20 protein-coding genes are annotated in these 22,130 nt (G+C 48.3%); 11 read left to right on the forward strand and 9 right to left on the reverse strand.

Annotated elements, in window-relative coordinates; translation table 11 throughout:
- Nucleotides 1-546 precede the first annotated feature (546 nt).
- A complete protein-coding gene (hns, locus tag J1C60_RS08510) occupies nucleotides 547-954 on the reverse strand; it encodes a histone-like nucleoid-structuring protein H-NS (protein WP_128174685.1) in 408 nt (135 codons plus the stop codon).
- 642 nt (nucleotides 955-1,596) lie between these two features.
- Between hns and tdk the strand changes: the two genes are divergently transcribed.
- Nucleotides 1,597-2,217, forward strand: a complete 621-nt coding sequence (gene tdk, locus J1C60_RS08515) for a thymidine kinase (RefSeq protein ID WP_128174683.1) — start codon at nucleotides 1,597-1,599, stop codon at nucleotides 2,215-2,217.
- A 258-nt stretch (nucleotides 2,218-2,475) separates the two neighbouring features.
- Here the strand turns inward: tdk and adhE are convergent, their stop codons facing one another.
- A complete protein-coding gene (adhE, locus tag J1C60_RS08520; protein ID WP_128174681.1) occupies nucleotides 2,476-5,163 on the reverse strand; it encodes a bifunctional acetaldehyde-CoA/alcohol dehydrogenase in 2,688 nt (895 codons plus the stop codon).
- Between the two features lie 568 nt (nucleotides 5,164-5,731).
- On the opposite strand from adhE, the gene J1C60_RS08525 reads away from it, so the two are divergent.
- From J1C60_RS08525 to oppF, 7 genes are all read left to right on the forward strand, one after another.
- Entirely contained in the window at nucleotides 5,732-6,379 is a 648-nt protein-coding gene (locus J1C60_RS08525) for a YchE family NAAT transporter (RefSeq protein WP_128174679.1), read from the forward strand.
- 617 nt (nucleotides 6,380-6,996) lie between these two features.
- Entirely contained in the window at nucleotides 6,997-8,628 is a 1,632-nt protein-coding gene (locus J1C60_RS08530; RefSeq protein ID WP_128174677.1) for an ABC transporter substrate-binding protein, read from the forward strand.
- Between the two features lie 182 nt (nucleotides 8,629-8,810).
- A complete protein-coding gene (gene oppA / locus J1C60_RS08535) occupies nucleotides 8,811-10,448 on the forward strand; it encodes an oligopeptide ABC transporter substrate-binding protein OppA (protein WP_128174675.1) in 1,638 nt (545 codons plus the stop codon).
- Nucleotides 10,449-10,873: 425 nt separating this feature from the next.
- Nucleotides 10,874-11,794: an oligopeptide ABC transporter permease OppB gene (gene oppB, locus J1C60_RS08540; protein WP_128174673.1), complete on the forward strand. Its 921-nt coding sequence runs from the start codon at nucleotides 10,874-10,876 to the stop codon at nucleotides 11,792-11,794.
- Between the two features lie 13 nt (nucleotides 11,795-11,807).
- Nucleotides 11,808-12,716: an oligopeptide ABC transporter permease OppC gene (oppC, locus tag J1C60_RS08545; protein WP_128174671.1), complete on the forward strand. Its 909-nt coding sequence runs from the start codon at nucleotides 11,808-11,810 to the stop codon at nucleotides 12,714-12,716.
- Between the two features lie 11 nt (nucleotides 12,717-12,727).
- Complete coding sequence (gene oppD / locus J1C60_RS08550) at nucleotides 12,728-13,744, forward strand: ABC transporter ATP-binding protein (protein ID WP_128174669.1); 1,017 nt, start codon at nucleotides 12,728-12,730, stop codon at nucleotides 13,742-13,744.
- A complete protein-coding gene (gene oppF, locus J1C60_RS08555) occupies nucleotides 13,741-14,742 on the forward strand; it encodes a murein tripeptide/oligopeptide ABC transporter ATP binding protein OppF (protein WP_128174667.1) in 1,002 nt (333 codons plus the stop codon). The genes oppD and oppF overlap by 4 nt, the downstream gene beginning before the upstream one ends.
- A 60-nt stretch (nucleotides 14,743-14,802) precedes the next feature.
- On the opposite strand, the gene J1C60_RS08560 is transcribed toward oppF, so the two are convergent.
- Nucleotides 14,803-15,126, reverse strand: a complete 324-nt coding sequence (locus tag J1C60_RS08560) for an HI1450 family dsDNA-mimic protein (protein WP_128174665.1) — start codon at nucleotides 15,124-15,126, stop codon at nucleotides 14,803-14,805.
- Nucleotides 15,127-15,170: 44 nt separating this feature from the next.
- Nucleotides 15,171-16,631 (reverse strand): cardiolipin synthase, encoded by a 1,461-nt coding sequence (cls, locus tag J1C60_RS08565; protein ID WP_128174664.1) that lies wholly within the window; start codon nucleotides 16,629-16,631, stop codon nucleotides 15,171-15,173.
- A 228-nt stretch (nucleotides 16,632-16,859) separates the two neighbouring features.
- Between cls and J1C60_RS08570 the strand changes: the two genes are divergently transcribed.
- Nucleotides 16,860-17,033 carry a YciY family protein gene (locus tag J1C60_RS08570; RefSeq protein ID WP_128174662.1) on the forward strand — a complete coding sequence of 58 codons (174 nt, stop codon included), beginning with the start codon at nucleotides 16,860-16,862 and terminating at the stop codon, nucleotides 17,031-17,033.
- 208 nt (nucleotides 17,034-17,241) lie between these two features.
- On the opposite strand, the gene J1C60_RS08575 is transcribed toward J1C60_RS08570, so the two are convergent.
- A complete protein-coding gene (locus J1C60_RS08575; protein ID WP_128174660.1) occupies nucleotides 17,242-17,538 on the reverse strand; it encodes a YciI family protein in 297 nt (98 codons plus the stop codon).
- A gap of 205 nt (nucleotides 17,539-17,743) precedes the next feature.
- On the opposite strand from J1C60_RS08575, the gene tonB reads away from it, so the two are divergent.
- Nucleotides 17,744-18,505, forward strand: coding sequence for a TonB system transport protein TonB (tonB, locus tag J1C60_RS08580; RefSeq protein WP_128174658.1), 762 nt, complete (start codon nucleotides 17,744-17,746; stop codon nucleotides 18,503-18,505).
- A 141-nt stretch (nucleotides 18,506-18,646) separates the two neighbouring features.
- Here tonB and yciA read toward each other — a convergent pair whose 3' ends face one another.
- The 4 genes from yciA to J1C60_RS08600 form a co-directional block, all read right to left on the reverse strand.
- Nucleotides 18,647-19,081: an acyl-CoA thioester hydrolase YciA gene (gene yciA / locus J1C60_RS08585; RefSeq protein WP_128174656.1), complete on the reverse strand. Its 435-nt coding sequence runs from the start codon at nucleotides 19,079-19,081 to the stop codon at nucleotides 18,647-18,649.
- 74 nt (nucleotides 19,082-19,155) lie between these two features.
- Nucleotides 19,156-19,692 carry a septation protein A gene (locus J1C60_RS08590; RefSeq protein WP_128174654.1) on the reverse strand — a complete coding sequence of 179 codons (537 nt, stop codon included), beginning with the start codon at nucleotides 19,690-19,692 and terminating at the stop codon, nucleotides 19,156-19,158.
- Between the two features lie 231 nt (nucleotides 19,693-19,923).
- The gene (locus J1C60_RS08595; RefSeq protein ID WP_128174652.1) at nucleotides 19,924-20,661 is read right to left on the reverse strand and encodes a YciC family protein; all 738 of its coding nucleotides are present in this window, start codon (nucleotides 20,659-20,661) and stop codon (nucleotides 19,924-19,926) included.
- A gap of 129 nt (nucleotides 20,662-20,790) precedes the next feature.
- Nucleotides 20,791-21,210 carry a YkgJ family cysteine cluster protein gene (locus J1C60_RS08600; protein ID WP_128174651.1) on the reverse strand — a complete coding sequence of 140 codons (420 nt, stop codon included), beginning with the start codon at nucleotides 21,208-21,210 and terminating at the stop codon, nucleotides 20,791-20,793.
- A 266-nt stretch (nucleotides 21,211-21,476) separates the two neighbouring features.
- Here J1C60_RS08600 and ompW point away from each other — a divergent pair, with 266 nt between their 5' ends.
- On the forward strand, nucleotides 21,477-22,109 hold the full coding sequence (gene ompW / locus J1C60_RS08605; protein WP_128174649.1) for an outer membrane protein OmpW: 633 nt from the start codon (nucleotides 21,477-21,479) through the stop codon (nucleotides 22,107-22,109).
- Nucleotides 22,110-22,130: the final 21 nt, after the last annotated feature.

Below are 22,130 nucleotides of genomic sequence, written 5' to 3' on the forward strand. Positions count from 1 at the left end.
CCTGCAACATGAAGTATGATTAGCCTTGAACGGCACCAGACAATTGAAACGACATAAGCCCAGCACAGACATTGAGTGAAGCGTTAGTGCTGGGCCTTCCCATCGGATAATCTCATTGCGTTGCTCCACAGAGCCTGCATTAACCAGAAATAAACCTGAGCCGATAAGCCCGTATAGAAAGAGCGCAGTGCTTACAGAAAAGGCTACATGAGAATGTGACTTGTGCTGAGGGCTGTATATGGCGCAAGGGCTTAGCTCTGAACTGGCATATGCAGCTATTTTTAGCGCAATGCACGAGGGAACCTTGCCATAAGAAAAAGGAAGCTTTCGCTTCCTTTGAGCCTGACGCCAGTATGAACGGGGGGGATCGAACGAAATGTGGATGCAGTAGCGACTTGCGAAGCTAAAACCCATCATTGAATTACCCCAATGCATACCGGGCAGGCGATTTTATCTGGGTGTGTAGTACTGTCTTACAAATCAATAATGCCAAAAAAATAACCCCATACTTAAAATGGAGTTATTTGGAAGCACCCTGGACAAGTATTACAGTAGGAAATCATCCAACTGTTTACCTTGTTCCTCAATTGCTTTTTTGATTACTGCTGGTGTGCGTCCCTGACCGGTCCAGGTTTTTGATTCGCCATTCTCATCGATATATGAGTATTTTGCTGGGCGCGCTGCGCGTTTAGCCTTACCCGTTGCTTTAGTCGCAGCCATGGTCTGCAGCAATTCATTTGGATCGATGCCATCGGCAATCAGCATTTCGCGATATTGTTGCAGTTTACGAGTGCGTTCTTCAATTTCAGCCTGAGCTTGAGAATCTTCTTCACGACGTTCGTTAACGACAACTTCCAGCTTTTCCAGCATCTCTTCCAGCGTTTCCAGAGTACATTCTCTCGCCTGGGCACGTAGTGTACGGATGTTGTTCAGAATTTTAAGTGCTTCGCTCATTGTCCAAATCTCAAAATTATATTGGGTGGGGGAAATGTTCTGCCTGATAATAATAGAGGCCGAAAATAAGAACTGCAATAGCTAATTTTGTAAGAAATCCCAAATAACTAATTAAAGTGCGATGAAGATAACGCTATTAGCTAAGATTTAAAGCTGAATGTTGTAGAAATATCCGGAATGATTAAATAAGCCTTAAAAAACCCGTGAAATGACTGTGCAAATCGACAACGGTTGAGGCAATAGATATGAGGTGCCAGTCACATGAGTTGGTGATTGTCGGACAGAATAACAGCGCTAAATATACCTGTAAGCGTCACGAAGACACGGGCATCGCCCACACTAAACAGAGTTGAATCGTTTACGCAGGTTTGCCTGTTGGGCGTTGCGGTTCTGGTGTCAGGGTGTCATGGCGATTATTTTGCCAATAAAGAAAATCACAAAAATATTATCGGATAAAAATTAAGAATTTTGTCTATAAATGCCTTATGGCTATTGAGCGTAATATCTGCGTTTGTCTCGATATCGGATGAGGGAACCCCTCCAGAAACCCAGCCATTGGGGACGTGGTTGCTTGCCCGGGGAGGGGCTGTGATACACTCAATAACAGACTATTCTGAACAATCTTAATGCGGGGTTAAGCTGATGGCTCAGCTTTATTTTTATTATTCGGCGATGAACGCGGGTAAGTCCACTGCATTGTTGCAGTCTTCTTATAATTATCATGAGAGAGGGATGCGTACATTAGTGTACACGGCGGAAATTGATAATCGTTTTGGCCGGGCTAAAGTCACTTCACGTATAGGATTATCATCACCTGCAAAACTGTATAATAAGCAAACTTCACTGTTTGATGAAATTAGCGCAGAGCATAGCCAGCAACCGATACACTGTGTTTTGGTTGATGAGAGTCAATTTCTTACCCGCGAACAAGTTAGAGAACTTTCTGATATCGTTGATGGGCTGGATATTCCTGTGTTGTGTTATGGTTTGCGTACTGATTTCCGTGGGGAATTGTTTAGCGGGAGTCAATATTTACTGGCCTGGTCAGATAAGCTCGTTGAGTTAAAAACAATCTGTCACTGTGGACGTAAGGCCAGTATGGTATTACGTTTGGACAGCAATGGTGCGCCATATAAAGAGGGTGAACAGGTGGTGATCGGAGGAAATGAACGCTATGTATCCGTTTGCCGTAAGCACTATAAAGAGGCATTAGACGGTGGTTCGCAGTTGGCCATTCATGGAAATCGCGCTGACAGAACGTAGAGCACATAATGCCGCTGCGCGGGGTTTACTTTAAGTATTTGTAGAGCGTTTGCCTGCTTAACTGATGCTCGGCATCCTGATAGTTGGCAGGATAGATAAAGGAAGTGTCGTTCAGAAAGGTAAACCAGCGTATGGCCTGTAGTCGCATCAGCATACAGGCTTTAAACGGGGCGGTAACGTAACCCCCCGTTTAAAGGTGAGTGTGTAATGTGGCGCTATCGCGCGGCCGTATGGCCGCGCTGTGTTAAGCACCGAGCTTTACTTTTTTACTTTCTTTTCGGTTCCCTTTACCAGCCTGATAGGTTGTTCCGCTATCGCTTCGGCAACATTCGCGAAAGGTTCTACAAATTCACGACCATAATAAGTATCTAGCATGATTTGTTTTAGCTCAGCAATCAGAGGATAACGCGGGTTAGCGCCTGTACACTGGTCGTCAAAGGCATCGTCAGCCAGTTTATCCACTTTCGCCAGAAAATCAGCTTCCTGCACACCCGCTTCACGGATCGATTTCGGAATTCCCAGTTCAGCTTTAATGTCTTCGAGCCAGGCAAGCAGTTTCACAATTTTCTGTGCAGTGCGGTCACCGGCAGCGCTTAACCCCAAGTGATCAGCAACTTCAGCGTATCGACGGCGCGCTTGCGGGCGGTCGTACTGACTAAAAGCTGTCTGTTTTGTCGGATTGTCATTGGCGTTATAGCGAATAACATTCGAAATCAGTAGGGCATTCGCCAGACCGTGTGGAATGTGAAATTCTGAGCCCAGTTTATGCGCCATCGAGTGACAAACACCGAGGAATGCATTCGCAAAAGCAATACCCGCTATTGTCGCTGCATTGTGAACGCGCTCGCGAGCAACCGGATTTTTAGCGCCTTCGTTGTAACTCGCAGGTAGATTCTCTTTAAGCAGCTTCAAAGCCTGTAGTGCCTGACCATCAGAATATTCATTCGCCAGCACGGAAACATAGGCTTCCAGTGAATGGGTGACGGCATCCAGACCACCAAAGGCGCACAGTGATTTTGGCATATTCATCACTAAATTGGCGTCAACAATGGCCATGTCAGGTGTTAATGCGTAATCAGCCAGAGGATATTTCTGACCTGTCGCATCATCGGTTACAACAGCAAATGGCGTTACTTCAGAACCGGTGCCTGAGGTGGTGGTAATCGCGATCATCTTCGCTTTTACACCCATTTTTGGGAATTTATAGATACGCTTACGGATATCCATGAAGCGCAGCGCCAGCTCTTCAAAGTGCGTTTCAGGATGTTCGTACATGACCCACATGATTTTCGCAGCATCCATTGGAGAGCCCCCGCCCAGTGCGATGATGACATCAGGCTTAAAGGAGTTCATTTGCTCAGCACCTTTGCGTACGATACTTAACGTTGGATCAGCCTCAACCTCGAAGAAGACTTCCGTTTCAATGCCGTGAGATTTTAGTACTGAGGTAATTTGGTCGGCATAACCGTTATTAAATAAGAAGCGGTCTGTCACGATAAAAGCGCGTTTTGCACCATCCGTGGCCACTTCTTCCAAAGCAATTGGTAGCGAACCACGGCGGAAGTAGATCGATTTCGGAAGTTTATGCCACAACATATTTTCAGCTCGCTTGGCTACGGTTTTCTTGTTGATCAGATGTTTAGGTCCGACGTTTTCAGAAATCGAATTCCCTCCCCAAGAGCCACAACCGAGCGTCAATGATGGGGCCAGTTTAAAGTTATAAAGATCGCCAATGCCCCCCTGAGATGCTGGCGTGTTAATCAGAATACGGGCGGTTTTCATTTTGTCGCCGAAATAATTCACGCGTTCACGTTCATTATCTTGATCGGTATAGAGACAGGAGGTATGGCCGATACCTCCCATGGCAACAAGTTTTTCGGCTTTACTGACGGCATCTTCAAAGTTTTTTGCCCGGTACATTGCCAGCGTGGGTGATAACTTTTCATGGGCAAATGGCTCTGATTCATCAACCTGCTGGACTTCCCCAATGAGGATTTTGGTATCGCCGGGAACATCAATACCGGCCATCTCGGCAATTTTGACCGCTGGTTGGCCAACAATTGCTGCATTGAGTGCGCCATTTTTCAGAATAATATCCTGAACAGCTTTCAGTTCTTTACCTTGCAGCATATATCCGCCGTGGCTGGCGAAGCGTTCGCGCACGGTTTCATATGCGGAATCCACCACGATAACCGACTGCTCGGATGCGCAAATAACGCCGTTGTCGAAGGTTTTAGACATCAGGATTGAGGCGACAGCGCGTTTAATATCGGCGGTTTCATCAATAACTACTGGTGTGTTACCGGCGCCAACGCCTATCGCAGGTTTACCCGAGCTATAGGCTGCTTTAACCATTCCCGGACCACCTGTGGCCAGAATGAGATTGATGTCCGGGTGGTGCATTAACTGGTTCGATAGCTCAACCGAAGGAACGTCAATCCAGCCGATGATATCTTTTGGTGCGCCGGCCGCGATAGCCGCCTGCAACACGATGTCTGCAGCTTTATTAGTCGCTTCTTTTGCTCGTGGATGTGGAGAAAATATAATACCGTTACGTGTTTTCAGGCTGATGAGCGCTTTAAAAATGGCAGTAGAAGTGGGGTTAGTGGTAGGAACAATACCGCAAATGATACCGGTTGGCTCGGCAATAGTAATGGTCCCGAAAGTATCATTTGTTTCGAGGATGCCGCAGGTTTTCTCATCTTTATAAGCATTGTAGATATACTCTGAAGCAAAATGGTTTTTGATCACTTTGTCTTCAACAATCCCCATTCCTGACTCAGCCACTGCCATCTTGGCCAAAGGAATTCGGGCATCTGCCGCGGCGAGAGCCGCCGCGCGAAAGATTTTATCGACTTGTTCTTGAGTGAAGTTGGCATATTCACGCTGGGCTTTTTTTACACGTTCTACAAGTGCGTTTAGTTCAGCGACATTAGTAACGGCCATAATGCTCTCCTGGAAAGTTAAACTCTATTAGTAAACAAACCTGAGCTGATGAGTATAGTTACTGACTAAGAACTGTGCTGAGAAGCACGGTTTCAAGGCATTGAAATACGCATTAAAATCAGACCGATTTACTGAGAGAGTTTACTGGATTTGTTTCCAACGACCGTTTAAACCGTTTCCAGACCTGCTCTGTGGTAATGAGCTTACCTATTTAGGGGTAAGCGTTTCATGATTTAAATCATGTTTCATGTAAGCTGACACCATTCAGCTCACTATTTGCAATAACAATGCTTAACAGCAAAAAAACATGCTGATTACAAAGGGTCGCGGCCGACTCAAGGAGCTTACAACGTCAGGTGTGATCAGAAAGTCATGCATGTTGTGCGGATAAACATCACCATTACTTCCGCAGCATCAAGGGGGACAACCCGGTGAAGTTTGATATTACTGGCGATATTCACCATTCATGCGGGTTATTCCAGTGATATCGACTGCTCCGGGGTATGGTAACTAAGCCGTTTTTCCATTAGATTAAGCGCCTGATTTTAGTTCAGCTTGGGAGCGCCAGGTGAACCCTGCATTACTTGATTTATCCGGCTATATTAAATTTTTCGTAGGGCTATTCGCATTGGTGAATCCGGTGGGGATTATTCCTGTTTTTATCAGCATGACCAGCTATCAAACTGCCCTTGAAAGGAATAAAACCAACCTGACAGCCAACTTAGCTGTCGCAATTATTTTGTGGACATCACTGTTCCTGGGTGATGCAATTTTGCATGTGTTTGGTATTTCTATAGATTCATTTCGCATCGCAGGTGGCATTCTGGTTGTAACAATTGCGATGTCGATGATTAGCGGCAAGCTGGGTGAAGACAAACAAAACAAACAGGAGCGTTCAGAAACGGCCATCCGCGAAAGCGTGGGTGTGGTGCCGCTTGCGCTACCTTTGATGGCAGGCCCCGGCGCAATCAGTTCTACCATCGTATGGAGCACGCGTTACAACAGTTGGTTAAATCTCTTCGGTTTTAGCCTGGCTGTCGCGCTATTTGCTTTCTGCTGTTGGTTGCTGTTTCGTGCGGCGCCGCTGATGGTGCGTGTTCTTGGTCAAACGGGCATTAACGTTATAACCCGTATTATGGGGTTATTACTGATGGCGCTTGGGATTGAATTTGTCGTTACGGGGGTAAAAGCAATTTTTCCCGGTTTACTGGCATAAGCGGAAAGGCTCTGTTTTTTTTAAAATAAGCGCATTATATGCGCTTATTTTTTTACGTGTGCGATTCCATTGTTCCAAATTAGTGCATTTTCTGCATTTAATGCACCATTAAGGTGCGATTATTCATGTTGCTTAATGACACTCATATCAGATTAGAATAATTGCTTTGCACCTGAGTTCTCCATCATGACTGCCAAAATCATGTTATTTTTTTTACATTATTCTCTGAGGAAAATAAGGGTCTTTATTGGATTTTTATCACCCATTACTTTTAAATTGCAGTTTAAGATACTGATTTAACCATCTGTTATAGAAAATTGTGCATTTTGTGTTCGGTTGGTGGTGGTAATGCTAAGGTGTTAACAGGTATTTTTACATAAATGATTATAAATCAATAAGTTAATTGTTATTTTGTTTTTTGAAATAACGCTTTGTTGCCGAGTGGCAACGTGATAAAAGAGAATCAGTTAACATTTCTGTCATTTTACTTTGGCACCTGTCGTCTCCTTCTGATAGTTTTCGACGGGACGTGACGTTTTTTTTACGTCTGATGGCAAAATGAGAACGAATTTTGCTTATTGCTTTAAAGCACTCAGTTAAGGGTAATTAGACGTTTCATGAAATTAGTCAGCACACCAAAGCGTATTTCAACTGCTGTTGTCCTTTCTCTTATTCTGATTGGATCTTCCTCTGCCGCCGATGTGCCGAAAAGCGTTGTGCTTTCCGCACAACAAACCATTGTTGTAAATAATGGAACGGAGGTTGCGTCACTCGATCCGCATAAAACGGAAGGTGTCCCGGAAACCACCATTATTCTCAATCTGCTTGAGGGCTTAGTTTCCAACGACAATTATGGTCGCGTCGTACCAGGGGTCGCCGAGCGCTGGGAGAATAAAGAAGGGAAAGTCTGGACATTTTGGTTACGCCCTGATGCACGCTGGAGCAATGGCGATCCCGTTACGGCACAGGATTTTGTCTATAGCTGGCAGCGTCTGGTTGACCCGAAAACGGCATCACCTTACGCCAGCTACGCGCAGTACGCGCATATCGAAAATGTTGATGCGATTATTGCGGGTAAGGCTTCGCCTGACACCTTGGGTGTAAAAGCGCTTGACGACCATCGTCTGCAGGTCACGTTAGCCGAGCCTGTACCCTGGTTTATCACCATGCTGACTCACACCGCGATGAAGCCGGTGAACCGTAAGACAGTTGAAGCTTTTGGCGAGAAATGGACGCAGCCAGAACATTATGTAGGTAACGGTGCTTACACCCTTAACAACTGGGTAGTGAATGAAAAGATTGTGCTAAAACGGAATCCTGGCTACTGGAACAATGCCAGTACGGTGATTGAGCAAGGGACATTTTTGCCTATTGCTTCTGAAACCAGTGATGTAAATCGCTATCGCAGCGGCGATACGGATATAACCAATAGTGCGATTCCGCCCGATCTTTTTCCGATGCTGAAAAAAACGTTGGGGGATGAGATGCGCGTGAGCCCGTACCTCTGCACGTTTTATTATGAAATTAACAACCAGCGTCCGCCGTTTACCGATGCCCGGGTTCGGGCTGCCCTAAAATTGACGATTGATCGTGATATTATCGCCAGCAAAATTATGGGGCAGGGACAAATACCTGCCTTCAGTTTTACACCGCCCTTTACCGACGGCGCCACTCTTACCCCTCCAGCATGGTTCCGCTTAACGCAGGCGGAGCGTAATGCCCAGGCAAAAACATTACTCGCGGAAGCCGGATATAGCGCCGATAAACCTTTGACTTTTACTTTGCTGTATAACACCTCTGACCAAAATAAACGGCAGGCTATTGCTGCAGCTTCAATGTGGAAGAAAAACTTAGGTGCTGAGGTGACGTTGCAAAACCAGGAATGGAAAACGATGCTGGCGACGCGTCATGACGGGCAATATGACGTTGCACGCGCCACCTGGTGTTCAGATTATAATGAGCCGTCAACGTTCCTGAATATGTTGCTGAGTAACTCTTCAACGAATACCGCGCTGTATAAAAGTACTGTATTTGATAGCTTAATCGCACAATCGTTAAATGCCCGCGACAGTCAAGTACGAACGGACCTGTATCAGCAGGCGGAACAGCAACTCGATCATGATTCGGCCATCGTGCCAGTTTATTACCGAGTGAGCGTGCGACTGGTAAAACCCTGGGTTGGTGGCTTCACGGGGAAAGATCCGCAGGATATGATCAATCTGAAGTATTACTACATTACGAAACATTAGTTTGCCGGGTACCGGGCGAAACAGTCCGGGCACGGCGAACAGTGCAAGACCATTTTTAGGGGTCGATATAACGCTATGGCTGATGTTTTTCGTTCCGGCATCATCCATAGTTTGCCCGGTCGCCGGGAGATAGCTGAAGGCGCACTGCATCAGCAATGATAAAAACTGGAGTAGGTATAAAAATGACCAACATCACAAAAAAAAGCCTTATAGCTCTTAGCGTTATGGCAGGGCTGGGCGTTATGGCTGGCAATGCTGCGTGGGCGGCACAGGTTCTGGCAGGGGTTGAACTGGCAGCTAAACAAGAGCTGGTGAAAGGGAACGGCGCGGAGTTACAATCGCTGGACCCGCATAAAATTGAAGGTGTGCCGGAGTCCAATGTTAACCGCGATCTGCTTGAAGGCCTAATTATCAGCGATGAACAAGGCCATCCTATCCCAGGCGTAGCGGAAAGCTGGGATAATAAAGAAAGCAAAGTATGGACATTCCATTTGCGTAAAAATGCCAAATGGTCAAATGGTGAGCCCGTCACCGCACAGGATTTCGTCTATAGCTGGCAGCGGTTGGCCGATCCTAAAACCGCATCCCCTTATGCCAGTTATTTGCAATACGGGCATTTAGCCAACGTTGATGACATTATCGCCGGCAAGAAAAGCCCAGATCAATTGGGGATAAAAGCCATTGATGCCAATACACTCGAAGTCACATTAAGTGAACCCGTTCCCTATTTTTATAAGCTGCTAATTCACCCGTCCATGTCCCCGGTTTATAAACCAGCGGTTGAGAAGTTTGGCGATAAATGGACGCAGCCCGCTAATTGGGTTGGTAACGGCGCATTTAAGCTTCAGGACTGGGTGGTAAACGAACGCATCGTGATGGTGCGTAACCCTGACTATTGGGATAACGCAAATACCAAACTGGATAAAGTGACTTTTTTGCCAATTTCATCTGAAGTCACTGATGTGAACCGCTATCGCAGCGGCGGCAGCGATATGACTTATAACAATATGCCGATCGAGCTGTTCCAGAAGCTGAGAAAAGAGATTCCAACTGAGGTGCATGTCGATCCTTATCTATGCACCTATTACTACGAAATTAATAACCAGAAACCACCGTTTAATGATCCCCGCGTGCGTGCTGCGCTCAAACTGGGTATCGATCGTGACATTATCGTCGATAAAGTGAAAAATCAGGGCGATTTGCCAGCCTATGGTTATACTCCACCATACACTGATGGCATTAAGCTGACTCCGCCTGAGTGGTTCACCTGGACCCAGGAAAAACGCAACGAAGAAGCGAAGAAGCTACTGGCTGAGGCAGGTTACACCGCGGATAAGCCACTGACTTTCAATCTGTTGTACAACACCTCCGATCTGCATAAAAAACTGGCGATTGCTGCAGCCTCTATCTGGAAGAAAAATCTGGGTGTTGACGTGAAGCTGGAAAACCAGGAGTGGAAAACGTTCCTGGATACGCGCCATCAGGGGAATTTTGATGTTGCACGTGCGGGCTGGTGTGCTGATTATAACGAGCCAACTACCTTCCTGAACACCATGCTTTCAGACAGCAGCAATAATACTGCACACTATAAGAGCCCAGCCTTTGATAAGGTAATGGCTGAGACGCTGCAGGCGCCTGATGAAGCTCAACGCAGCGAGAAGTATGCTGAAGCTGAGAAGATCCTTGATAAGGATTCTGCCATCGTTCCGGTTTATTACTACGTCAATGCTCGCCTGTTGAAACCTTATGTGGGCGGCTATACGGGTAAAGATCCGCTGGACAACGTCTACGATAAAAACCTGTATATCATCAAACACTAATAAGTCATTGCTTATACCTCAAGATGCCTGAGGTATAAGTCTGGCCCCCAATTATTCGTTGCCGCCAATAAATACCTGGCAAAAGGATGAGCGGGGGCCCGTGCTCTGATATGACAAGATAAAGGGAGCATTGGTAGTTAACACCAATGCACGGCCTAAAAGCATTGGCAGGTATGGTGGTGACCCGGAGAGGCAATATTCAAGTGCTTCCGGGGGCGAAGGACGCATGCACCGCTGCTGGTTTAATGCATAAGGTCAGGCTCTGTTGAGCCGTGCGGCAGGATGATGCCGCGTGAGTTGATAGCGTTCGTTGTTATAGCCAAATTACGCCAGGTCGCAGGTTTATATCCCTGACGCGCTGGAGGATAATGGACATAAAACAAACGCTACATTTATATTGAAGTACAGCCAGGTAGGTACGGGCAATGTTAAAGTTTATCCTGCGTCGTTGTCTGGAAGCGATTCCGACGTTATTTATTCTCATCACTATCTCTTTCTTTATGATGCGCTTAGCACCGGGAAGCCCTTTTACTGGCGAGCGCACGCTTTCGCCTGAAGTAATGGCTAATATTGAAGCCAAATATCATTTAAATGATCCAATCATGACCCAGTATTTCAGCTATCTGAAACAGCTGGCACACGGTGATTTTGGTCCATCGTTTAAGTACAAAGACTACTCGGTCAATGATCTGGTTGCGGGATCGTTTCCGGTATCGGCCAAACTGGGGGCTGCTGCCTTTATTTTCGCGCTGGTGCTGGGCGTGACCGCGGGTGTCATCGCGGCGCTTCGGCAAAATACCAAATGGGACTATGCCGTGATGGGGATTGCCATGACGGGCGTGGTGATACCCAGCTTCGTTGTTGCTCCGCTATTGGTATTGCTGTTCTCCATTACCCTTAAATGGTTGCCCGGCGGCGGCTGGAACGGTGGGGCGCTGAAATTTATGATCCTACCGATGGTGGCGTTGTCGCTGGCATATATTGCCAGCATTGCGCGTATCACCCGTGGCTCTATGATTGAAGTCTTACACTCCAACTTTATCCGCACTGCACGCGCCAAAGGCATTCCAATGCATCGCATCGTGCTGCGTCATGCATTGAAACCTGCGCTGCTGCCGGTGCTCTCCTATCTTGGGCCGGCGTTTGTGGGCATTATCACCGGTTCAATGGTGATAGAAACCATCTACGGTCTGCCTGGTATTGGCCAGTTATTCGTTAACGGCGCGCTGAACCGCGATTATTCACTGGTTTTAAGCCTGACCATCCTGGTCGGGGCGTTGACTATTTTATTTAATGCGATCGTCGACGTGCTGTATGCGGTTATCGATCCGAAAATTCGTTACTAGCGGAAGACTTGCCATGATTTTGAGTAAGAAAAATAGCGAAGCTCTTGATGCGTTCAGTGAAAAGCTGGAAGTCGAAGGGCGTAGCCTGTGGCAGGACGCGCGCCGTCGTTTTATTCATAACCGTGCCGCGCTGGCCAGCTTATTTGTGCTGTTACTGATTGCCCTGTTCGTTGCTTTTGCACCGATGCTGGCGTCATTTACCTATGATGATACTGACTGGGCGATGATGTCTGCTGCACCGGATATGGCCTCTGGCCACTATTTCGGCACGGATTCCTCCGGGCGCGATCTGCTGGTCCGGGTGGCGATCGGTGGGCGTATTTCGCTGATGGTTGGTGTTTCTGCTGCTCTCGTTGCCGTACTGTTGGGCACGTTGTATGGCTCGCTGGCGGGCTATCTGGGCGGTAAAATTGACTCGGTAATGATGCGTCTGCTGGAGATCCTGAACTCCTTTCCGTTTATGTTTTTCGTCATTCTGCTGGTTACCTTCTTTGGGCAAAATATCCTGCTGATCTTTGTGGCGATTGGTATGGTTTCCTGGCTGGATATGGCGCGTATCGTACGGGGTCAAACATTAAGTCTGAAGCGTAAAGAGTTTATTGAAGCGGCCCAGGTTGGCGGTGTATCGACCTTTAACATTGTCATACGGCATATCGTGCCGAACGTACTGGGTGTGGTGGTGGTCTACGCCTCACTGCTGGTGCCCAGTATGATCCTGTTTGAGTCCTTCCTGAGCTTTCTTGGTCTGGGGACGCAGGAACCGCTGAGCAGCTGGGGAGCACTGCTGAGTGATGGTGCAAATTCCATGGAGGTTTCACCGTGGTTGCTGCTTTATCCTGCCGGTTTTTTGGTCGTGACCCTGTTCTGTTTTAACTTTATTGGCGATGGCCTGCGTGATGCCCTCGACCCGAAAGATCGTTAAGGAGTTTCCCGATGAGTACCATTGAAATACAGCCAGCAATGGCGAAAAGCGCGGGAAGCGATACGCTGCTGAGTGTAAAAGACCTGCGTGTCACCTTTTCCACGCCAGACGGTGATGTCACCGCGGTAAACGATCTCAATTTTAGCCTGCGAGCCGGTGAGACACTGGGTATTGTCGGCGAATCAGGTTCAGGTAAATCGCAAACGGCTTTTGCGTTAATGGGACTGCTGGCGAATAACGGGCGTATCGGCGGCTCGGCGTTGTTTAATGGCAAAGAGATCCTCAACCTGCCGGAAAAACAGCTTAACAAACTGCGTGCTGAGCAAATCGCAATGATATTTCAGGACCCCATGACCTCACTCAATCCTTATATGCGGGTTGGGGAGCAATTGATGGAAGTCCTGCAGCTGCATAAAGGCATGAGCAATAGCCAGGCATTTGAAGAATCCGTGCGTATGCTGGATGCAGTAAAAATGCCGGAAGCGCGTAAGCGTATGAAAATGTATCCGCACGAGTTTTCCGGCGGGATGCGCCAGCGTGTGATGATCGCGATGGCATTGCTTTGCCGCCCTAAACTGTTGATTGCCGATGAGCCAACCACTGCGCTCGACGTTACGGTTCAGGCACAAATCCTGACGTTACTGAATGAGCTGAAGCGTGAATTTAATACCGCTATCATCATGATAACGCATGATTTGGGTGTGGTTGCGGGTATCTGTAATAAGGTACTGGTGATGTATGCCGGACGTACCATGGAGTATGGGCAAGCACGCGATGTCTTTTATCATCCTGCGCATCCCTATTCGATTGGCTTGCTAAATGCCGTACCACGTCTTGATGCTGAAGAAGGTGAGTCGCTCATGACCATTCCGGGTAACCCACCGAACCTGTTGCGTTTACCAAAAGGCTGTCCCTTCCAGCCTCGCTGCGCGCATGCGATGGATATTTGTTCTACTACACCACCACTGGAACCCTTTGGTGATGGGCGCCTGCGCGCCTGCTTTAAACCAGTGGAGGCGTTAGCATGAACACTGTTGTCGAGAAAAAAGTCCTGCTGGAAATAGCCGATCTGAAAGTGCATTTTGATATTAAAGATGGCAAACAGTGGTTCTGGCAACCATCAAAAACCCTGAAGGCTGTCGATGGCGTAAGCTTACGACTGTACGAAGGGGAAACGCTGGGCGTAGTGGGCGAGTCTGGCTGTGGCAAATCAACACTGGCGCGCGCGATTATCGGTCTGGTGAAAGCCACCGATGGGCGCGTCGCCTGGCTGGGGCGCGATCTTCTGGGACAGAGCGAAGAGGAGTGGCGTAAAGCGCGCAGCGATATCCAGATGATTTTCCAGGACCCGTTAGCGTCACTCAACCCGCGTATGACCATTGGCGATATCATCGCCGAGCCGCTGCGCACTTATCATCCCAAAATGGCACGTCAGGAAGTCAAAGATCGCGTTAAAGCGATGATGATGAAAGTTGGACTATTGCCTAATCTGATTAACCGATACCCGCATGAATTTTCTGGCGGTCAGTGCCAGCGTATCGGTATTGCGCGAGCGTTAATCCTCGAACCAAAACTCATTATTTGCGATGAGCCTGTCTCGGCGCTCGACGTGTCGATTCAGGCACAGGTCGTGAATTTGCTGCAGCAGTTACAGCGCGAAATGGGGCTTTCGTTGATTTTTATCGCACACGATCTGGCGGTGGTGAAACATATTTCCGATCGTGTTTTGGTCATGTATCTGGGGCATGCGGTCGAACTGGGAACCTATGACTCGGTATATAACGATCCCCAACATCCGTATACGCGAGCACTGATGTCGGCAGTCCCCATTCCTGACCCGGATTTGGAGAAGCAAAAAACTATCCAATTGCTGGAAGGGGAGTTGCCGTCACCGATTAATCCGCCTTCAGGGTGCGTATTTCGGACTCGTTGTCCGATTGCCGGGCCGGAGTGTGCGAAAACACGGCCTTTGCTCGAAGGCAGTTTCCGCCATGCGGTCTCTTGCTTAAAAGTGGATCCGTTATAAAGAAAAAGCCGCCTCTCAGAGAGGCGGCTTTTTTACTAAAAGGTCAGTGCCGGCGAAAAATTACTCGCGCCACAGGATATGACATAGCTTGTGATCCTTCTCACGACAAAGCAATACGCGGGCGAAAACATCCGTAATCGGTTCGCCGTCAGCCTCACCTAAACCAATAACCACTTCTGAGAAAAAGTCGGGATTTAGATCGAAATCGACGTGTTCGTGCCAGTCTTCAGAAGGATCAAACAGCTCGGCACCCCCACGTTCTTCGAATTGCAAATTGAAAAGAATAATATCTGCCGGATCGAGATTATCACCTGCCAGTTCAAGGAAAATATCATAAGCCTGTTCAAGGGTTTCATCTTCGGTAAGGCGATTCGCTAAATCCATGTTTTATCCTGTTTGCCCCGAGGGCGGTTTACAATTTTGCGCGTTTACAATAACGGACTGAAGAAGTAAAACAGTCGCTCCACGATACGCTGCCACCAGGCACGGCGTGACCAGCGTTTCGCGTCAACCAGCCGGGAACGGGCGATATAATCGTCCTGTACTCGGGCTAAATCACTACCAAATCCGTCATCGTCAATGACTAACGTAATTTCAAAATTAAGCCACAGACTACGCATATCCAGATTAACGGTACCGACCAGGCTCAGTTGACCATCAACCAGCACGCTTTTCGTGTGCAGCAATCCACCTTCGAACTGATAAATTTTTACGCCAGCGTCCAGCAGTTCAGCAAAAAAAGCGCGGCTTGCCCAGCCTACCAGCAAAGAATCATTGTGATGGGGCACGATCAAATTGACGTCCACACCTCGTTGGGCTGCGGTACAAATGGCGTGCAGCAAATCGTCACTGGGAACGAAGTAGGGCGTTGTCATGATCAACTGCTCCCGCGCGGAGTAAACCGCCGTCAGCAACGCCTGGTGAATCATATCTTCCGGGAAGCCAGGGCCGGAGGCGATAACCTGAATAGTATGCCCGCTCTCTTGTTCAAACGGCATTATATTATCATCAGGCGGCGGCGGTAGAATGCGTTTGCCCGTTTCGATTTCCCAGTCGCAGGAGTAGATAATGCCCATGGTCGTCGCCACCGGACCTTCCATGCGTGCCATCAAATCTATCCACTGGCCGACTCCCGCATCCTGTTTAAAATAACGCGGGTCGACAAGGTTCATGCTGCCGGTATAGGCAATATAATTATCTATCAGCACCACTTTACGATGTTGGCGAAGGTCCATGCGTCGAAGGAAGACGCGCAGCAGGCTGACCTGTAGTGCTTCAACAACGTCTATTCCTGCATTGCGCATCATGGCGGGCCATGGGCTACGGAAAAAAGCGACGCTACCCGCAGAATCGAGCATCAGCCGGCAGTGAACGCCGCGGCGGGATGCTGCCATCAACGATTCAGCTACTTCATCCGCCATTCCACCAGGCTGCCAGATGTAGAACACCATCTCAATATTATGCCGCGCCAGTTGGATATCGCGGATCAACGCTTTCATCGTGGCATCGGAGGTAGTGAGTAGCTGTAGCTGATTGCCTTTGACGCCCGCAATCCCCTGACGATTCTCACAAAGTTGAAACAGCGAACGTGCGACGTCACTATTTTCAGTGGCAAAAATATGGTGACTGGATTTTAGGTCGCTAAGCCATTTAGCCGTTGAGGGCCACATGGTACGTGCCCGTTCGGCACGTCTTTTGCCCAGATGCAACTCACCAAAGGAGAGATAAGCAATGATACCGACCAATGGCAGGATATAAATAATTAATAACCATGCCATGGCGGAGGTTACCGCGCGGCGCTTCATCAGGATCCGTAGCGTCACGCCGGCAATCAATAGCCAATAACCAAATAACAATAACCAACTGACTAAGGTGTAAAAAGTGGTCATCAAGTGGAAGTCCTGTTCACGCTTTCGTTATCGAAGTTTACGTGGAGATGGCATATCGTGAAACCCCTTAACGCCTTTTCCATTAACAATCGTCACGATATCTGCCCCCCATTATGCTATTAATTGGTATAAAGCCGCGTAAACGTCATGTGGGGAGAGCTATCGGGGTTGGAACATGGCATGTAAGAGATATAATACATCGCGTACTTTTTAGTGAAAGAGGGTGAGATGAGGCGTAGCAGGAATGAAGTGGGGAGATGGCGAATGGTACGCCAGGTGCAGCGTCGCAGATCGCGTTGGCTGGAAGGGCAATCCCGTCGCTATGGTCGAATGCACGCCTTCCGTCGTCAGGCTAGCCAGCAGCACCGCCGTTCAATCCTGTTTATTTCCCAATATGAATAAGCAACCTTGAGGGGAAGGTTTGCTCGGCGACGAGCAATTCTGTAAAGGTCATACGCTTTATTGAAGGTAGATTGGGACGTTTCTAACGATATTGACTACGGGTAGGTATGCCAGAAGTAAAATGGCGGCAATTCAGTTTAAGCAAAAGCGAGCAAAAGACTTTGTTTGTCAGAAAAGACCCTGCTCACTTTTATTTTTTTTCTGCAGATTAAAACACCCTTTTGAAGGGCTTAACTGCAACTTGCCTGTAGACACCAGCCGCAACATAGGGATCGTCTTCTGCCCATGATTCTGCCGCTTCCAGTGATGGAAACTCGGCAATAACTGTTGAACCGGTAAATCCTGCTGCGCCGGGATCGTTGCTATCAACAGCTGGCAGCGGTCCGGCGATAATCAGGCGGCCTTCATCATGTAACAATTGCAGCCGTGCGAGATGAGCAGGGCGTACGGAGGCGCGTTTTTCCAGCGAGTCGGCATTATCTTCAGCGTAAATTACGTAGAGCACGTTCTGAACTCCTGTCGGGGCATTGAGATACGGCAATCACGTTAAGTCATCGTTAAGTATTGTGCAATTGAAAGATAACGTACGGTTGATTACGCGCAGGATATGTACAATTTACACGCTTTTCCCGTTTGTAAGCAGGATGATTATTGAAACTGATTGCTATTTGCATTTACTATTAGTGCCTCACTAAAACAACCGAATGCTTATGACGACGCTAACAATGACATTACCCCGACGTCTCTCTCTGCCAGTACTGCTTTCCATTGCATTACATGGCTCGGTGATCGCGGGTTTGCTCTATGCCTCTTTCCACCAGGTTGTTGAAGTGCCGAAAGCGTCTCAACCCATCAGTGTGACTATGGTGGCACCTGAAGTACAACCGGAGCCCGTGGCGGTCCCGGAACCAACACCACAGCCACAGCCACAGCCTGAGCCTGAACCTGAACCAGAAACACAACAAGAACCAGCCCCGGCACCAGAACCGCCCAAGCCAGAGTCGGTGCCGATGCCAAAGCCGGAGCCTAAACCGAAGCCAAAACCGGTAAAAAAAGAAGTCGTTAAGCCGAAACGTGAAGCTAAACCCAAGACTGAGCCGCGTGAAACATCGCCGTTCAAAAGCGATACGCCTCCACGAGAGACGCCACAGCCGCCTTCTGCACCAAAGGTCGCCAACAATCCACCGAAGCAAGCGGTATCAACGGGGCCGCGTTCATTGAGCGTAGAGAAACCCGCGTATCCACCCCGTGCGTTTGCGCTTCATGTTGAGGGGCGTGTTCGCGTCCAGTTTGATGTTGATAGTGATGGCCGGGTAGATAATGCGCGCATCCTTTCCGCCGATCCCAAAAATATGTTTGAGCGTGAAGTGAAAAGGGCCATGAAAAAGTGGCGCTACGAGCCAGGGAAACCAGGCCAGAATATTACGATGAATATTATTTTCCGCCTTGATGGTGGCACCCGCGTTGAATAGACAACGGGCACTGAACGACTAAAATCAGAAGAGCAAGGGTACGCATTGCTCTTCTGATCTTTGTGCGGATGGTTTACGATCGTCAGGAACCATTGCTAAGCGGCGTGGCGGTAGGGACACAGGCGGCTTACGCTGCTATTGTCAGGCGTCTTGCTCATCGATGTGGATGAAATCGCTTTTTCCGGGGGGGAGCGGGCGTGATTTACCTTCAGCATCAACCGCGACGTAGACAAAAACGGCTTCGGTTGCGCGATAGCGCTGGCCGATAGGCTCTGAGGAGACCTTTTTAATCCACACCTCAACATTGATGGTGATGGAGCTGTTACCGGTTCGCATACAGCGGGCATAACAGCACACGACGTCTCCTACAGCGACCGGTTTTAAGAAAGTCATACCATCAACGCGAACGGTGACTACCCTGCCTTCAGCAATCTCTTTGGCGAGGATAGCGCCCCCCATATCCATCTGCGACATCAACCAGCCACCAAAAATATCGCCATTAGCGTTAGTGTCGGCGGGCATTGCCAGCGTTCGTAGCACAACTTCGCCTTGCGGCAGTTTGCGTTTATCGTCCATTGCTTCGCTTCTTCTAAAATAGACGGCTAATTAGCCAACAGTCCCCGGCACCAACAGATGCCGGGGAAAGATCATTATTTTTGTTCCTGCGGCATTAATCGATAAATATAAATGCCGCTTACCAGCGTAAATAACAGCGTGAAGGCTGTTAAGCCGAATACTTTGAAATTTACCCAAACCGTTTGTGGCAACCAGAAGGCGACATAGATATTTGCCAGGCCGCAGGCAAGGAAAAATAACGCCCAGGCGACATTTAGCTTCCGCCAGGCGGCGGCGGGAAGAGTGATCTCTTTCCCCAGCATGCTCTGAATCAGCGGCTGCTTCATAAACAGCTGGCTGTAGAGCAGGGCAACGGCAAACAGGCTATAAATAACCGTCACTTTCCATTTGATAAACTCATCATTATGGAACACCAGCGTCAGTGTTCCAAAGATGGCTACCAGAACAAACGTAAAAATTGTCATCTTCTCCAGCCTGCGATAAAGCACCCAACTGACGACAAGCGCCAGTCCGGTTGCAACTATCAACGCGCCGGAAGCAACAAAAATATCGTAGAGCTTATAAAAGACGAAAAAAACCACCAATGGGAGGAAATCAAGTAACTGCTTCATAGTCGGTATCCAGATAACAAACGGCATTTGCCCGTGGTACGTCAGGCTGCAGGTTTGCTGGCTGCTGTCACTCACCCGAAAACCTACACAAGTAAGTTCATCGAGACGCGTTCCCTTGCCACCGTCCTGCGGCCCAGGTTATTTTTAGGGCATTTGCCCGCAACTCGTCGTGTTCATCGTTCTCTTCAGACTAATCCAAGTGGCACGCCCGATAAAGGGCATGCCCACGGATTAACGTAACAGCATATAAAGACGAAACAAATAGATAATCAATATTGCTGAAATCAGATTACTGATGGCATTGAATATCACAGAAGCGAAAGTGGGTGGAAGTACAGTGAATGAAGAGGCCAGCAGCATGAGCACAATTTTCGCCAGCAGCCAGAGAACTACCGCAGGCGCGACCAGTTTCATTTGTCCCCATGCCAGACGGGCGCTGGCACGCATCGAGGCAAATACCCCGATTTTTTCCGTGGCGGTGATTATAGGCGAAAATGAGAACACAATCGCCAGAAGCACGCCAGGAACCACCAGCACCATAAAGCCGAGTTGAACCAGCAGCGTAATCAAAAAGGTCATTAACAGCAAACGGGGCAGAAGCGGCGCTGAAGCACCAATGGCCCGCAATGCACTGATGCGCTGACCAGCAGAAACCAGCGGAATTAAGCAGAGCATACCACCCAGTAACAAGACATTCCCCGCCAGTGAGGCAAAGGTCCCGGCAGCCGAAGCACGAAGCAGCACCTGTTGCTGTTCTGGCGACATATTTCTCACCATTTCAAACAGAGATGCGGCGCTGCCGCTTTCGCCTTCACCCAGGATAGATAGCTGGTCAGCACCTGGCGTCAGAGCATGAGCGATGATGACCGTAATGAAAGACGTCAGTAGCGACAGCAAAACAACTGTAATTAACTGATGACGAAGAAAATTCCCCGTGTCACGGTATAACGAGCCCGCCGTGATAGACATGTACACTCCTTGGGTCAAACTGGGTTTATATATCCTTAGTAGTTGAAGACGCTTACCCTAATCCGGAAGAGTACCAGTGGCTTGGGATAAGCGTGCTTTTTGCCATTATGGCAACTTCAATTACGTTGGCTACAGACCCAGCGATTGTACATCGTCTGGAAGGGCGCTGGCACCCCGACTTACATAACTTTCGGTTATTGTTGGTAATGATGAGTGAAAAAGCGGCGGCAGGCCATATTTAGCTCGGGCACGATCGCAGGCTTCATTCTGCTCACCATCCTCTCCTGACATTTTAAATTCACGGCAAGGCGTCGGCCTGTTGTTATAAATACCGCAAGAGACGCACTCACCAATCTGTCCCTGAAGCGAAGTGCAGCGCGGATTTTTACTGTTAGTCCCCGCCATAGCCCGCAAAAATGGTGTTAAAGGCTCGGTCAAATCAGCAGGTACGCAGCCGCCGCTGTCATCAGCTTCAGCCCAGTAAAAAGAGACACGAAAATAGGCGCAACATGCGCCACAGGTAATGCAAGGATTGAGATTATCGCTCATTTGATCGCCCACCCCTCCGAGGCTTCGAACCAAAATCACATTGATGGAGGCAAGCAAAATATCTGCTCGTTCAGCTTTCTACAATAGGTATCTACGTCCCATAAGGGTTAAGGAAATTGATCTAAATCAATTCATTGTTTTTTAAGAAGTTTAAAAAAAATGATTTGCATGATTTTTCGGGAGAATAGCGGTAAAAGAGTCGCGGGAATTGTTCTTTTACCCCCAAAGGGGTATTCGCTTATTATTGTTCTGAAAAAGGAGTTTGTATGAAACTGACACCATTCATACTGATGTTAGCAACGGCAATCCCGGGAATAGCAGCGGCCCATCAGGCTGGGGACTTCTTTATGCGCGCGGGTTCTGCTACGGTGCGTCCTACGGCGGGTTCGGATAACGTGTTAGGGATGGGGTCGTTCAGCGTCGATAACAATACTCAGTTGGGTTTAACTTTTACCTGGATGGCGACTGATAATGTGGGTATTGAACTGCTAGCGGCAACGCCGTTCCGTCATAAAGTGGGGTTGGGGGCGACGGGTACTCTGGCAGAGGTGCGCCAGTTACCACCGACGCTGATGGCGCAATGGTATTTCCTCGACAGTACCAGTAAAGCCCGGCCTTATATTGGTGCCGGCATCAACTATACCCTGTTCTATGATACAAAATTTAATAGTACGGGCCGCGAAGCCGGACTCAGCGATTTGAGTGTAAAAAACTCATGGGGGATTGCGGGACAGGCGGGGCTTGATTATCAAATTAATCGTGACTGGATGCTTAATATGTCGGTGTGGTACATGGATATTGATACCGAAGTTAAGTTTAAAGCCAATGGTGAGCAGCAAAATATCAATTTGCGCATCGATCCATGGGTGTTTTTCTTCGGAGCTGGTTATCGGTTCTGAATAAGCAATAAGGTCCGTCAG

The organism is [Pantoea] beijingensis (assembly GCF_022647505.1).
Lineage (GTDB): Bacteria > Pseudomonadota > Gammaproteobacteria > Enterobacterales > Enterobacteriaceae > Erwinia > Erwinia beijingensis.

Coding starts and splice junctions, on each gene's coding strand:
- cls (WP_128174664.1), bottom strand. CDS start 16,631: ATGACCACTTTTTACACCTTAGTCAGTTGGTTATTGTTATTTGGTTAT.
- ompW (WP_128174649.1), top strand. CDS start 21,477: ATGAAACTGACACCATTCATACTGATGTTAGCAACGGCAATCCCGGGA.
- J1C60_RS08600 (WP_128174651.1), bottom strand. CDS start 21,210: ATGAGCGATAATCTCAATCCTTGCATTACCTGTGGCGCATGTTGCGCC.
- J1C60_RS08530 (WP_128174677.1), top strand. CDS start 6,997: ATGAAATTAGTCAGCACACCAAAGCGTATTTCAACTGCTGTTGTCCTT.
- tdk (WP_128174683.1), top strand. CDS start 1,597: ATGGCTCAGCTTTATTTTTATTATTCGGCGATGAACGCGGGTAAGTCC.
- oppA (WP_128174675.1), top strand. CDS start 8,811: ATGACCAACATCACAAAAAAAAGCCTTATAGCTCTTAGCGTTATGGCA.
- oppF (WP_128174667.1), top strand. CDS start 13,741: ATGAACACTGTTGTCGAGAAAAAAGTCCTGCTGGAAATAGCCGATCTG.
- oppC (WP_128174671.1), top strand. CDS start 11,808: ATGATTTTGAGTAAGAAAAATAGCGAAGCTCTTGATGCGTTCAGTGAA.
- J1C60_RS08590 (WP_128174654.1), bottom strand. CDS start 19,692: ATGAAGCAGTTACTTGATTTCCTCCCATTGGTGGTTTTTTTCGTCTTT.
- J1C60_RS08570 (WP_128174662.1), top strand. CDS start 16,860: ATGAGGCGTAGCAGGAATGAAGTGGGGAGATGGCGAATGGTACGCCAG.
- J1C60_RS08595 (WP_128174652.1), bottom strand. CDS start 20,661: ATGTCTATCACGGCGGGCTCGTTATACCGTGACACGGGGAATTTTCTT.
- J1C60_RS08560 (WP_128174665.1), bottom strand. CDS start 15,126: ATGGATTTAGCGAATCGCCTTACCGAAGATGAAACCCTTGAACAGGCT.
- hns (WP_128174685.1), bottom strand. CDS start 954: ATGAGCGAAGCACTTAAAATTCTGAACAACATCCGTACACTACGTGCC.
- oppD (WP_128174669.1), top strand. CDS start 12,728: ATGAGTACCATTGAAATACAGCCAGCAATGGCGAAAAGCGCGGGAAGC.
- oppB (WP_128174673.1), top strand. CDS start 10,874: ATGTTAAAGTTTATCCTGCGTCGTTGTCTGGAAGCGATTCCGACGTTA.
- tonB (WP_128174658.1), top strand. CDS start 17,744: ATGACGACGCTAACAATGACATTACCCCGACGTCTCTCTCTGCCAGTA.
- adhE (WP_128174681.1), bottom strand. CDS start 5,163: ATGGCCGTTACTAATGTCGCTGAACTAAACGCACTTGTAGAACGTGTA.
- yciA (WP_128174656.1), bottom strand. CDS start 19,081: ATGGACGATAAACGCAAACTGCCGCAAGGCGAAGTTGTGCTACGAACG.